We start from the raw sequence: 11,960 nt of genomic DNA on the forward strand, positions 1-11,960 counted from the left end.
TCAATGCCTATAGTTTCCTGTTCCGTAACGGTTGAGATGTATCGGCGCACGACAATCGAGGAGCGAGCCTGGCGACAGGTTCGCTCTCCAGGATCAGGTCGTGCAAATGGGTGCAGATTATCGGGGAGTGAGTGCAATGGATGCGATGTCGCAAGCAGCAGCCTGGATCAAGGAGCCTTCGGCGGATGTCGGGGTGGTTATTGTCATCAGCGCGTCGTTACCCAAATACATCATTGATCAGGTGCATGTCGCAATAGACGACTGGGACCAGGTTGCCTATCTGGCGGTCCAGCGTCCGGCAGAGTTGATGCTCGACTGGCTGCAGTCAGGGGCGAAGCCGATGCAGTCGGTAACAACTTCTCGCTGTCAGGCCAAGCAGCTACTCAGTCCAGTGTGTCCAAATTGCTTTTTGTTGGATGTCGAAGTCGAAGCAGTCCCAGGCCTCGCCTGGCTGGGGTCGGTCTGTGGTCACAAGCTGCGAGTCCTTGAGTTGAGCATCGACGGACCGTCCAGCACGGACATGGACCAACACGTCGAGCGGATTCTGTCGGCAGCTCAAACCCTGGCCCGGTGCCTGCTGCAAGAGCGATGCGTGCTCTAGCCTAGGGCGTCATCGGTACGCCTTCGAAACACTCCCTGAACCACGCAGGAGTAGTTCATGAACTCGTTCGTCCTTAAAAACACCTTGCCAGCCCAGGCCGAGGAAGATGCACAGGAACTTGCCGAGTGGCACGATGCCTTGCTTTCGGTCATCGCCCACCGCGGGGAAGCCCACGCGGGGCGGGTGCTCGACCTGCTCGTCGCTGTCGCTGGTCGCGCTGATTTAGGCTGGCGGCCCCGCTTGGGTACACCCTACATCAACAGCATAAGCGTCGAGCAACAACCTGCGTTTCCAGGAGACCTGGCCACCGAAGAGCGCCTGGCGTCGATCATCCGCTGGAATGCTTTGGCAATGGTGGCTCGGGCCAATCAGGTGTATGGAGAACTGGGCGGACACATTGCCAGTTATGCCAGTGCAGCGGATCTATTCGAGGTCGGCTTCAATCATTTCTTCAAGGCGCGCAACGAAAACTCCGCTGGCGATCTGGTGTTCTATCAGGCGCACTCGGCGCCCGGTGTATATGCCCGGGCCTACCTTGAGGGGCGCCTTGATGAAACAGACTTGCAGCATTATCGGCAGGAGATCGGTGCTCGCGCAAAAGGCGCCAGGGGCTTGTCCAGCTATCCGCATCCCTGGCTGATGCCGGACTTCTGGCAGTTCCCGACCGGTTCCATGGGGATCGGCCCGATCAGTTCGATCTACCAGGCTCGCTTCATGCGCTATCTGGACCATCGCGGCCTGAAGAACACCCGCGGCCGGACGGTCTGGGGCGTATTCGGCGACGGTGAAATGGATGAGCCGGAAAGCATGTCGGCGCTCACACTCGCCGCGCGTGAAAGGCTCGACAACCTGGTCTGGGTGGTCAATTGCAATCTGCAGCGCCTCGATGGTCCAGTGCGAGGCAACGGCCGAATCATCGACGAGCTGGAGGCATTATTTGCAGGCGCCGGCTGGAACGTCATTAAGTTGGTCTGGGGCTCGGATTGGGATTCGCTATTTGCGCGCGACCACGACGGCGCCCTGGTTGAGGCATTGTCGAATACTGTCGATGGTCAGTTTCAAACGTTTGCCGCCAAGGACGGGCGGTTTAATCGCGAGCATTTTTTCGGACAGAGCGAAGCGCTGGCGCAATTGGTTCGAGGCCTGACCGACGAGGATATTGATCGCCTCAAGCGCGGCGGTCACGACATGGTGAAAATTTTTTCCGCTTATCACCGGGCCGCGCTCGAAGACACAAAGCCGACGGTGATTCTCGCGCAGACGAAAAAGGGTTTTGGCATGGGGGAGGCCGGGCAGGGCAAGATGACCGGGCACCAGCAGAAGAAGCTCGACAGTGAAGCGCTCCTCGCTTTCCGCAATCGCTTCAATCTGCCACTGACCGACGACCAGGCGACCTCCCTGGCGTTCTTCAAGCCCGACGCCGACAGTGCGGAGATGCGCTACCTCCATGAGCGCCGTCGGGCGCTGGGCGGCTACTTGCCGACACGGCACTCGTCGTGTGACGACGATAAGGTTGCCGTGCCCGAGATCGATCGTTACGCCAGTTTCGCCATCAATGCCGGAAATAAGGAAATGTCCACGACCATGGCCTTCGTGCGCATGCTCAACGGGCTGCTGCGGGACACCACGCTGGGTCCACGCATTGTGCCGATCGTGGCGGATGAGGCACGCACATTCGGCATGGCCAGCCTGTTCAAGCAGATCGGTATCTACTCCAGCGTAGGACAACGCTACGAGCCAGAAGACATCGGGTCTATCCTCAGCTATCGCGAAGCGCAGAATGGCCAGATTCTCGAAGAAGGCATCAGCGAGGCCGGGGCAATCAGCTCCTGGGTGGCCGCCGCCACGAGCTATTCGGTGCATGGGTTGCCGATGTTGCCGTTTTATATCTATTACTCGATGTTCGGCTTCCAGCGCATTGGCGATCTGATTTGGGCGGCGGCCGATCAACGTGCTCGCGGCTTTCTTCTCGGCGCAACCGCCGGTCGCACGACGCTGGGCGGCGAAGGCCTGCAGCATCAGGACGGCAGCAGCCATTTGATGGCCGCGACTGTACCCAACTGCCGCGCCTATGATCCGGCGTTCGCCGGTGAGTTTGCGGTGATCCTGGATCACGGCATGCGCCAGATGCTGGAGCGCCAGGTCGACGAGTTCTACTACGTCACCCTGATGAATGAAAACTACCCGCAGCCCGACCTTCCAGGTGGTGTTGAGCAAGACATTCTCAAAGGCATGTATCTGTTTGCCCGGAACGAATTGCAAGACCCTCGTGGCAGCGTCCAATTGCTCGGATCTGGCACTATCCTGCGCGAAGTGATCGCGGCCGCCGAACTGCTCGCCAACGACTGGAACGTTGACAGTCAGGTCTGGAGCGTCACCAGTTTCACCGAACTGGCACGGGACGCGCGCGAGGTCGAGCGCCACAATCGACTGCATCCTCAACAGCTTGGGCGCAGAAACCATCTACAGGCGTCGCTCAATAATGCGACGCCCGTCGTCGCCTGTAGCGATTACGTCCGGGCCGTGCCAGCGCTGATAGCCAGCTACATTGAGCCTCGCTACACGGTGCTCGGCACCGATGGTTTCGGCCGAAGCGATACCCGCGCTCAACTGCGTCGATTCTTCGAAGTGGATCGTCATCAGATCGTTCTGAGCGCCCTGACCGCGCTGGTTCAAGCACAGACACTGGCGCCGCAGGTGTGCGTCGAAGCGATTGCCCGGTACGCCATCGATGTGGATTGCCTGGCGCCGTGGGAGGCGTGAACAGGGTGCGTCGATAACACTTCAACCTGCAGCACTGATGATATGTCTGCAGGCTGGAGTGTTCAGCTATCCGGATGCTATCGAGCCGCTCACTTCTGCGGCACAGCCTCAGGTGGTTGTGGGTCCGCCACGTCATCAGCGTTGTTCCCCACGCGAGCGGTAACCTGCTTGATTGCAAGCTCGGTGAGTTCGGTCGGCGCCTGGGATGCTATTTGCAACCCTCCTCGGATACGGTGAAAGGTGTTTTCCGCGGTTCTGCCCCAGGTTCCCGGCATGGAACCGTGCGGTAGATCGGCCCGATCGGGCGACCGGATGTTCTGCATTGCCGTTTGTGTGCGTGGGAAGTTGGACGTGGGTACTTGAGCGGGGGCGCCCGGTCCGGGCAGCTCTTGCGTTTTTCGCTCCTTTTCAAGCGCCGCCAGACGAGCCTCGGTTTCAGCGCCCGCCTGAAAGCTCGCATAGGCCGGAATAAGGAGAGCAGGCGAGCCCAATGCGGCCAAAAGCACCTGGCCAAACTGCTGCGCCGGCGTGTCTGAGCCAAAGGCCCGTGCCGCTGAGCTGACGCCCATGGCGCTGCCCAACCCGGCAAGTGAGCCGTAGGTTTTACTGAACAGGCTTTGACGAACCTCAGGATTGCTCGGGTCGCTGGCCAACACCGCGTCCGAAGCCGCTTTTGCCAGGCGATTGGCCAAAGGTTTGTCGACTTCCTTGAAGGTGTGGGTCGGCAATTCACGTCCGCGTCGATCAGCAACGGTGCTGCGCAGTTGCGCGCCCGATTGCACGCCGCCCATGATCAAGCCACCCGCCATGGAGGCCAGCGTGCGGGGACCAAACTGCTCCACTGGGATATGCGGCTGGGCTAACCCTATCCCTTGCCGGATGCCTTGTGCCAGGCCAAACGCGCCGAAGGCTTCAGCCTCGCCAATGCCGGTTCCATTCTTGTTGGCTTGCTGGGCGTTGAGATGGCGACCGCGCAGTTCATCAACCTCCTGCATGGCGACGTCTTTTTGCTCTGCGGTCAGGGGCTTGAGCTCGCCATCGACAATAGCCCGGGGATTCGGGTTTGGAATGACCTCTGACGCTTTCACCGGTTTAAGCGCCCACCCCCCCATCATCTCCTGACTCATGGGCTTGAGCAGGTTGGTGCCTACTTCATGTGCCGCCGCCATCACGGGCGCGGTAGCGAATGCCTGGGCCTTCAGGTCCGGGACCGCAGACTCTACGACCGCGCGGGCAAAGCCGAAAGCCAGGCCCGATGCGAGCATTTGTGGCACGGCGCCCGCGACGACCGCCTTGGCAGTCGCCCCCCAGCCGTCGTTGTGCTGATGGAGCTGCTGAAGCTTGGCGGGAAGTTTGGCGTTATCCAGCGCATCTTTGAATTCGCCATCGACTGAGGTGTGCTCGACCAAGTCACTGAGCATCGTGCTGATACGTTCCCAGTCCTCTGACGGTTGCTTCAATTGCTTCAGCGCGCTGACCGTTGCGTCCGCTTTGGTCAAGGCCGTTTTCAACGCGTCGGGTATCAGGTTCACGGTCTGTTGGGCATGAAGCGCGAAGGCGTTTTCGCTACGTTCTATGTGCTGTCGGTCGGCAGCCGACAGCTGTGGATCGGTCAATGCCTGTTCGTAGAGAGCGACGTGTGCGCCAAGCAAATCAGTTTGTGCGCGCACTGCCTGTGTCAGCACCGTTTGGTAAGCCTCCAGATCCGGTGGTTGTTGTGGATCCTCAGTCAGCTTTTCCAACTCATGGATCAGCGTCTGTTGCGCTTGCTTGGCATCGGCCAGTAAGCGTCCGGTCATGGATTCGGGCGCTTTCCCATTGGCTTTCGCAAATAGCTTGTCATTTATGTCAGCGTAGGCAGTACCGGGGTGCTCCTGCAGATATCTACCTTCCAGAACCATGCGCTGCTTGGCTACCGCGGCGTCAAAGCCGGACCGCCCCAATTGGGGAGCCAACAACGCGGCCTCCCTGGCTAGCGCGGGGGAGGGCTGTCCTGGTTGTGGCGACTGATGAGCTTGGGGGGCTGGGTTGTTGACGGGCGCGCGAGGGCGCATGGGCGTCAATGCGATATCTGTCCGCGGTGTGGACTGTGATCGTGTTGGGGTGAAGGGAAAAAAATTTCCTGCCGGTAGCGTCGGACCTAGCATAAACCCCCCAGACTCGTGCGCGCTGAAGGTGCGCGTTTTGCGCTCTCATCGAGAAAGTAGCTGTGCTGCCATGATTGCGCATACTCAGCGATATGCCCCAGCAACTGCACGAACTGTGGTGCGCCGATCTGGGTCAGCTCAACTGTGCAACTGAACTGTACTTGGCCCGTGTCGTCGTTGTGTGAAAAGCAACAGGGACGGTCTGCGCTGAATAAATGAAAATTGACATTCATAAGCTGAAGCAGGACGGCATCTCTGCGTCGATCCGGTAACGGGCCGAAGTCTGCGTGAATCATGACGGTATCGGCTAAGTTGGCAAAACTGAAGGCAATGCCTTTCACGTTTAGCTGAACCCGATCTAAATCAATCGCAGCCACAGGGATCTGAGAAAGCTGACAGATATCTGTAACAAATCGATGGTAGCGCTCATTACTCATTTTTTTATTCTCTGAGCTGTTAGAAGGTGAAACAGTTGTTCTTTTTATTGCGTCGAACTGTCTCAAGTACTGAGTGGCGCATGCCGTCGACCAGGTTCCATGTTTTTTTAAAAAATAACGTCAAACGTAAAATGTTTATCGAACTTTCTCGAGGGCTCCGGTCAAACCGCGTTGTATCCAAACTGTGAAGTAATACCATTAAAATGAGCGTCGGCGATTGACAGGGTTTGGGCGAGCGGTATTCTCTGCCGCCCTAAAGCACCAGTTATTGAATGGCTTTCAAGAAGAAGCACTGACAACGACCAGAGAAAACGGGTCGGTACGATAGTGCCAAGTGGCCATTCAAATTGTTTCAAAAAATATCACTTACGCTCGATGGAATAACTGATCGCAGCGCGCGTCACACACGCACTTTTGGATCTGCCGTGGCATTTGATCAATAAATAGACTGTAGGCGCTATGCGCGTGCAGTCGTCAGGCTTGGTGTAACGGGTCTGTCCGACCTGCGATCATCACTAATGATCGCGCAGCTTATGGCCATGCTTCGCCTCGTGCTTGCAGCGGGAGGGCGTATGAAGTAGTGCCGATCACGGGGTTTATATGGGTGTGTGCGATTACTTTTACTGCGGACCTGACAACATTGCCGAAGCGCCTGATATCAAGGTCATCGCCCAAAGTACTTCACTGCTTGGCGTCGACCTGTTGCTTTCTGGAGAGACGGGGACCGGCAAGGACACCCTGGCTCAGCGCATTCATTCAATGTCTGGGCGCAAGGGTGCGTTTGTCGCGATGAACTGTGCGGCAATCCCGGAATCATTGGCTGAAAGTGAATTGTTTGGTGTGGTCAACGGTGCGTTCACCGGGGCTAATCGCTCGCGAAAGGGCTACATCGAGGCTGCGCAGGGCGGGACTTTATACCTCGACGAAATCGATAGCATGCCGCTCAGTTTGCAGGCCAAGTTGCTGCGGGTCCTTGAGGTGCGAGCGATTGAGCGCTTGGGCTCTACCACGGTCATTCCGTTGGATATTTGTGTGATTGCATCGGCTCAGCGGCCCTTGGCCGAGTTGGTGGAGCGGGGCGAGTTCAGGCGCGATCTGTATTTTCGGCTCAACGTGCTGACGATCCAGTTGCCAGCGCTACGTGACCGTCGCGAAGATATCGTTCCGCTGTTTTCCCAGTTCGTGACCGCAGCTGCGCAAGATCTGGGGTGCGAGCCTCAGGCTATATCGCCCGAACTCATGCAAGCGCTCTTGGGTCATCCCTGGCCGGGCAATATCCGCGAGTTGAAATCAGCGGCCAAGCGATTTGTTCTTGGCTTGCCGTCGATAACCCTGAACTCAAGCACGGAGATCGAGGGGCGCACGCTCAAGGCACAAATGCGGGCTATCGAACGGATCCTTATTCAGGAAGCCCTCAAGCGTCACGGGCACTCGATTGATGCTGTGAGTGTGGAATTGGGCATACCCCGTAGAACGCTCTATCACCGGATCAAGTCGCTGGACGTATTTGGCAAAGCGTCTTCGCTTGAAAAAAATCTGGAACCTGATTTAAAGAACTTTCCACCCACTATTACCTAGCGAGCCCGCTAGAGTATGAGGAGTTTATTATGCCAGGTATCTCGAGCAACCCTTTTAGTACCATCACCAATACGCTGGGTAGTGCGGCAAACATGGGTGTCAACGCATTTGCCGGTGCCAAGCAAGAAGCTAATAGCGTTAAAGCCAACGCTGCTACGCAAGGTCAGTTGAGTCAAGCAGCTTCAGGGGGTGAATCAATGAGCGCCCAGCTGGACGTTATGAAGCGCAACGATAAGGAACAGGCCGGATTGATTAAGTTGCAAGGTGATGCGGCTTTGCAAACGATGAGGCTAAATACAGCGAGCGCTATCGATTCCGCTCGCTCCGACGCAGCGAGCAAGTCTATTTCCAATATGGCTGGGCAGGCTAAGGCCATCAGTTACTAAAGATCCATCCTCCCTCCTTCCTCCCCCCCCTTTTTATTGTTGTGGTGATCAAAGGGGGGGGTAACATTCAGCGAGAACCTTAAAGTTTATGAGTAATATAAGCATGGCAGTACCGCTTGTCGGCGGGTTAGGTGTCACTAGTATTTCTCAACCTAAACATGCCGACTCATCAAAAGTCTCACCTTCTTTATCGGGTGTCGTGACGGAGCTTGCTAACTCCCTGATGCCCGGTGGAAAAGTTGATCTTAGTAGTCCATTGGGAAAGATGGTGCATGACAAACTTTCCGAAAATAAGGGGATGGGGCTTATGGGGTTGGCAGCAAACCCTCAAGAGACCCTGAAAAATGCCATGATGGACATTGTTAAAGATAAGATGGGGAGCAACTTTATCGCCAATGCTGGAAGCAGGGACAGTCAGGACCTTATGGGGCAAGTTGTGAGTGGGTTGGGGCAATCTGCGCTGAATAACGCTCTACAGCCCAAAGGTGACGGCACTACCTTTTCCAAGGAAGACAAGCCGTTGCTTCAGCAAGTGGCTGATTATATGGATAAGAACAAAGCCGCCTTCGGAGCGCCAGATTCTGGGTCATGGAGCAAAGAACTGGATGAAGACAATTATCTGTCCAAGGGCGAAACCGCCAAATTCAAACAGGCACTCGAGCAAGTCTCTCAACATATGACAGGCGGGTCCAATAGAACCGATTATCCGGGTAGTGAAAGGATGATGGGAGGCGGACAAGGTGGTTTCGGCAGCAGCCCTGCGCTATCGACTGGTGGCGCGAGTGAGATAGACCAATTGCGCCAGATGTTAAATAGCAACGAAGGCATGGAGGCTTTTCAACAAGGGTTGCAGTTGGGGTTGGGAATCGCTTCCGGCACGCCACCTGGCCTTGCGATGAATCAAGGCGAGCATACGGCTTCCCAGGCTGCTCGGAACGTCCTTGACGTGATGCGCGCCAGCGTAACGTAGTCCTCAGTTCAATAGTCCATCGTCCACGTCCTACAGGAGAAATCAGGTGACCATTTCCAACGTGAATTCATTCAGGAGCGCTGCACCTGAGCATGAGCTGGAGATGGTTTCCGCTCCTGCTCAAGCTGATGTCGACTTATTCGATAGTGCGATGCGCAGCAATCGAGAACCTGGCGGTATGGCGAGTAACCTGATGAGCGCAGTATCGGATCGTCTCACTGGTCAAGCCGAGCTGGCGCATCAGGCTGAACGCGCGATCAAGTCCGCCTCGGAGTCAACGGATCCGATGGATATGCTCAAAATGAATGGCGCCCTTTCCGAGTATGCATTGCAAACGGCGCTCACCACCAAGGTCGTCAGTAAAGGCGCACAAGTGCTGGATAAACTGACTAATCTGCAATAGGTTCTTCGTGAAAGTATCCGGCTTATTAACGGTTCTGGCTTTTCTGGCGCTCGCCGGATGCAGCGACGACACCGTCTTGTTCAGCGGCATGACTGAGCAGCATTCCAACTCAGTAATCGCCAAGTTGGCTCAGGAACATATAGCGGCCCGTAAGCAGATGGAAAAAGCCGGCGTTACCGTAATCGTCGCCAATAGTGATGTGAACCGTGCGGTGAGGGTGCTTGATGCTGCCGGTCTACCTAATCAGACACGGACCAGTCTTGGCGAGATATTCAAAAAGGAAGGGGTCATCTCCACACCGCTGGAAGAGCGGGCTCGCTACATTTATGCGCTGTCGCAAGAATTGGAGTCGACGCTGTCCCAGATTGACGGGGTCATCGTGGCTCGTGTGCATGTCGTCTTGCCGGAGCGCATCGCACCGGGCGAGCCGGTTCAGCCGGCTTCCGCCTCGGTGTTCATCAAGTATGCGGCGTCGACGCTGGATCCGGACAGTGTGCGCGGGCGTATTCAACAGATGGTTGCCAGCAGCATTCCGGGGATGAGTCAGGACAGCAGCTCCGCAAAGAAATTTTCGATTGTATTCGTGCCATCGGTGGAGTTTCAGGACCCGGAGCATCTTGTGCCTTTCGGACCGTTTCTGATTGACAGCGAGGATGCCGGCTTCTGGTGGGTGATGGTCATTGCCTTGCCGCTGTGCCTGGTGTCCATGGCGGGGGGCGCAGTCCTGATGTTGCGTCCAGACTGGCGCCAGGCTTTGTTTGCACGCTTGCGCGCCAGGCGTAGGCCAACCGGCTTGCCCGCACAGCTATGACCGATGAGCAATGGGTCGGGTGGTGGTGCTGCACGTGGCGCTGGATGCACCCAAAGTGGAAGTCCAGCGTGTGGGAGCAATGGGGGATTGATTTTGATGTTGGCATGGGCGTCTGGCGCAGCCGACACGACGCGTTGCTGGCCTTGCTGGGCATCGCTCCTTCGGCTCCGCCCGAGCCGGACCCCAACGTTATCGAATGGCTGTCTTTGACAGATGCACAAAGGTTGCAGGCTTTGGCTCTGGTGCGCGCAATCTGTTTTGCCACGCCAAATGATCAGTTGTCCGACGCGCAGTGGTTCTGGTGTCGGGGTATCGCCAAGGCGCTACGCCCTGGGCTGTGGTTGACTGATGAGGTCACGGACCCACGCGCAATGCTGGCCGGCTGGCTGGGCGAGCGATGTTGGTCGCGCTTGCGCCTGTTGTGGGCGCCCGACGAGACACTCGAGCCCGCTTTTAACCTTCCCACGCGCAAACTCGATGCGCTGTGGCGTTCTGTGTTGTGGAGGGTTTGGGCATGACGGGTACACAGGTTAAAGGTCGGAAATGCTGATCCGCCGAAATTTGTCCTTGGGCGATCGCGAGGTGAAGCGCGAGTTGGTCGTCCGTCGAGAGCAGTTTGCTGACTACCGGACAGCCGTCGATGTGATGTCGCGAGCACGGGCCGAAGCGGATGCGATATTGCTGGAGGCCGGACGCCGGCAGCAGGAATACCTGGATCGAGCGTTAGCTGAATTCTGGGGGCAGGCCAGTTTTTTCTTGGAGGCGCTGGAGGCTGAGCGCCAACAATGCAGGAACAGTGTGATAGAGGTTTGCCGGGAGCTATTGAACGTCATCATAGGCCGGCTGTTTGATGAGTGCCCCCCCGAGGTGCGTGCCAGCATTCTGCTGGAACATCTGGCGGCCAGCCAGGTATACCCGGCGGTTAGCGCCACTTTGAAGTGCCATCCCGAGCGTTATGGCGAGGTGCAGGCTTGGCTTGCAGCTAACAACGCTTCCGTTCTGTGGCAACTAAGAGACGACATTACGATGCCGATCCAGTCCATTCGCCTGAGCACCGAGACCGGCGAGTACGACATTGATTGGACCGGCTTGCGGCGTTCGTTTCAGGTCGCAGATGCATGACATTCGACATATCACCGCATGTTTGACGTCGACCATTTTCTTGGAACCTCAAAGATAATTGTCGCCACTCATATTGCGTAAATTCCCTGGGAGATGCACGCATGATCAATTCCAAGTCCCTTCTAAATCAATTGGAAAACAACTTCTCCAATGCAATTGGAAACTATGATGACGCCGCGATGAACGCTGCTGAAAGTGCCGATGTGGAAGACATGAGGGCGTTCGTTCAAGCGACCCAGTCGCTGTCCACCGCGGCCACTGTCATGAGCGAAGGTATGCGCGCTCATCACGGCATGAACAAAGCGATCATCGATGGAATTCAGTGAGTTCAGCGCGCGACTGAATCTGTGGCTCGATGAACCTTCGGCCGCGCATCTGGACTGCTGGGTTGACGATGCAAATGTGCAGCTTGCCCGGGTAGAAGGTGGGATCCGCTGTAGCATCGACGTGCTGGATCCGTTTGACGCCAGCGCTCCTGATCGATTGATGGGCATCCTGGGGCAGGGCGGTGCGAGTGTCGCGTGCCGTTGCCCGGGGGCGTTGGGTACCGACCCGCAAAGCCAGTGTCTGGTGCTGTTGCACTGGATGCCCCCGCCCAGCTCGGTCGAGGCCTTACTGGGGGTGCTACAGACTCTGGCAAACCAGCGCGCCGCCATGCTTAGCCTGATGCACAAAACCTTATTTGATTCGTCTACGGCCGAGTCCCGTCTAGCAACTACTAATTGGCGCACTGGAGTGTGAT

The 11,960-nt window shown here is 56.9% G+C and carries 13 protein-coding genes; 11 read left to right on the forward strand and 2 right to left on the reverse strand.

What is annotated here, in order from left to right; genetic code table 11:
* The first annotated feature begins 136 nt into the window (after positions 1–136).
* Positions 137–601 carry a transketolase gene (locus CRX69_RS16830; RefSeq protein WP_107322381.1) on the forward strand — a complete coding sequence of 155 codons (465 nt, stop codon included), beginning with the start codon at positions 137–139 and terminating at the stop codon, positions 599–601.
* 57 nt (positions 602–658) lie between these two features.
* Entirely contained in the window at positions 659–3,364 is a 2,706-nt protein-coding gene (gene mdeB, locus CRX69_RS16835) for an alpha-ketoglutarate dehydrogenase (protein ID WP_107322382.1), read from the forward strand.
* Between the two features lie 89 nt (positions 3,365–3,453).
* On the opposite strand, the gene CRX69_RS16840 is transcribed toward mdeB, so the two are convergent.
* Positions 3,454–5,322 carry a hypothetical protein gene (locus tag CRX69_RS16840; protein ID WP_107322383.1) on the reverse strand — a complete coding sequence of 623 codons (1,869 nt, stop codon included), beginning with the start codon at positions 5,320–5,322 and terminating at the stop codon, positions 3,454–3,456.
* A gap of 182 nt (positions 5,323–5,504) precedes the next feature.
* Positions 5,505–5,948 (reverse strand): CesT family type III secretion system chaperone, encoded by a 444-nt coding sequence (locus tag CRX69_RS16845; RefSeq protein WP_107322384.1) that lies wholly within the window; start codon positions 5,946–5,948, stop codon positions 5,505–5,507.
* Positions 5,949–6,548: 600 nt separating this feature from the next.
* On the opposite strand from CRX69_RS16845, the gene CRX69_RS16850 reads away from it, so the two are divergent.
* From CRX69_RS16850 to CRX69_RS16890, 9 genes are all read left to right on the forward strand, one after another.
* Positions 6,549–7,526: a sigma 54-interacting transcriptional regulator gene (locus CRX69_RS16850; protein ID WP_107322385.1), complete on the forward strand. Its 978-nt coding sequence runs from the start codon at positions 6,549–6,551 to the stop codon at positions 7,524–7,526.
* Positions 7,527–7,555: 29 nt separating this feature from the next.
* The gene (locus tag CRX69_RS16855; RefSeq protein ID WP_107322386.1) at positions 7,556–7,912 is read left to right on the forward strand and encodes a type III secretion system major pilin HrpA; all 357 of its coding nucleotides are present in this window, start codon (positions 7,556–7,558) and stop codon (positions 7,910–7,912) included.
* 103 nt (positions 7,913–8,015) lie between these two features.
* Positions 8,016–8,882 carry a hypothetical protein gene (locus CRX69_RS16860; protein ID WP_157952132.1) on the forward strand — a complete coding sequence of 289 codons (867 nt, stop codon included), beginning with the start codon at positions 8,016–8,018 and terminating at the stop codon, positions 8,880–8,882.
* A 46-nt stretch (positions 8,883–8,928) separates the two neighbouring features.
* Positions 8,929–9,285 (forward strand): type III secretion system inner rod subunit SctI, encoded by a 357-nt coding sequence (sctI, locus tag CRX69_RS16865; protein WP_107322388.1) that lies wholly within the window; start codon positions 8,929–8,931, stop codon positions 9,283–9,285.
* A gap of 7 nt (positions 9,286–9,292) precedes the next feature.
* A complete protein-coding gene (gene sctJ / locus CRX69_RS16870) occupies positions 9,293–10,096 on the forward strand; it encodes a type III secretion system inner membrane ring lipoprotein SctJ (RefSeq protein WP_107322389.1) in 804 nt (267 codons plus the stop codon).
* Positions 10,093–10,614 carry a type III secretion protein gene (locus tag CRX69_RS16875; protein WP_240539539.1) on the forward strand — a complete coding sequence of 174 codons (522 nt, stop codon included), beginning with the start codon at positions 10,093–10,095 and terminating at the stop codon, positions 10,612–10,614. The genes sctJ and CRX69_RS16875 overlap by 4 nt, the downstream gene beginning before the upstream one ends.
* A 25-nt stretch (positions 10,615–10,639) precedes the next feature.
* The gene (sctL, locus tag CRX69_RS16880) at positions 10,640–11,218 is read left to right on the forward strand and encodes a type III secretion system stator protein SctL (protein WP_107322390.1); all 579 of its coding nucleotides are present in this window, start codon (positions 10,640–10,642) and stop codon (positions 11,216–11,218) included.
* A gap of 101 nt (positions 11,219–11,319) precedes the next feature.
* On the forward strand, positions 11,320–11,544 hold the full coding sequence (locus CRX69_RS16885) for a type III secretion protein (RefSeq protein ID WP_107322391.1): 225 nt from the start codon (positions 11,320–11,322) through the stop codon (positions 11,542–11,544).
* A complete protein-coding gene (locus CRX69_RS16890) occupies positions 11,531–11,959 on the forward strand; it encodes a type III secretion protein (RefSeq protein ID WP_107322392.1) in 429 nt (142 codons plus the stop codon). The genes CRX69_RS16885 and CRX69_RS16890 overlap by 14 nt, the downstream gene beginning before the upstream one ends.
* Position 11,960: the final 1 nt, after the last annotated feature.

It is taken from the genome of Pseudomonas rhizophila, from assembly GCF_003033885.1.
GTDB lineage: Bacteria > Pseudomonadota > Gammaproteobacteria > Pseudomonadales > Pseudomonadaceae > Aquipseudomonas > Aquipseudomonas rhizophila.

Excerpts from the sequence above, each read along its gene's own strand:
- CRX69_RS16830 (WP_107322381.1), top strand. The coding sequence starts at position 137 with ATGGATGCGATGTCGCAAGCAGCAGCCTGGATCAAGGAGCCTTCGGCG.
- mdeB (WP_107322382.1), top strand. The coding sequence starts at position 659 with ATGAACTCGTTCGTCCTTAAAAACACCTTGCCAGCCCAGGCCGAGGAA.
- CRX69_RS16845 (WP_107322384.1), bottom strand. The coding sequence starts at position 5,948 with ATGAGTAATGAGCGCTACCATCGATTTGTTACAGATATCTGTCAGCTT.
- CRX69_RS16850 (WP_107322385.1), top strand. The coding sequence starts at position 6,549 with ATGGGTGTGTGCGATTACTTTTACTGCGGACCTGACAACATTGCCGAA.
- CRX69_RS16855 (WP_107322386.1), top strand. The coding sequence starts at position 7,556 with ATGCCAGGTATCTCGAGCAACCCTTTTAGTACCATCACCAATACGCTG.
- CRX69_RS16860 (WP_157952132.1), top strand. The coding sequence starts at position 8,016 with ATGGCAGTACCGCTTGTCGGCGGGTTAGGTGTCACTAGTATTTCTCAA.
- CRX69_RS16875 (WP_240539539.1), top strand. The coding sequence starts at position 10,093 with ATGACCGATGAGCAATGGGTCGGGTGGTGGTGCTGCACGTGGCGCTGG.
- sctL (WP_107322390.1), top strand. The coding sequence starts at position 10,640 with ATGCTGATCCGCCGAAATTTGTCCTTGGGCGATCGCGAGGTGAAGCGC.
- CRX69_RS16885 (WP_107322391.1), top strand. The coding sequence starts at position 11,320 with ATGATCAATTCCAAGTCCCTTCTAAATCAATTGGAAAACAACTTCTCC.
- CRX69_RS16890 (WP_107322392.1), top strand. The coding sequence starts at position 11,531 with ATGGAATTCAGTGAGTTCAGCGCGCGACTGAATCTGTGGCTCGATGAA.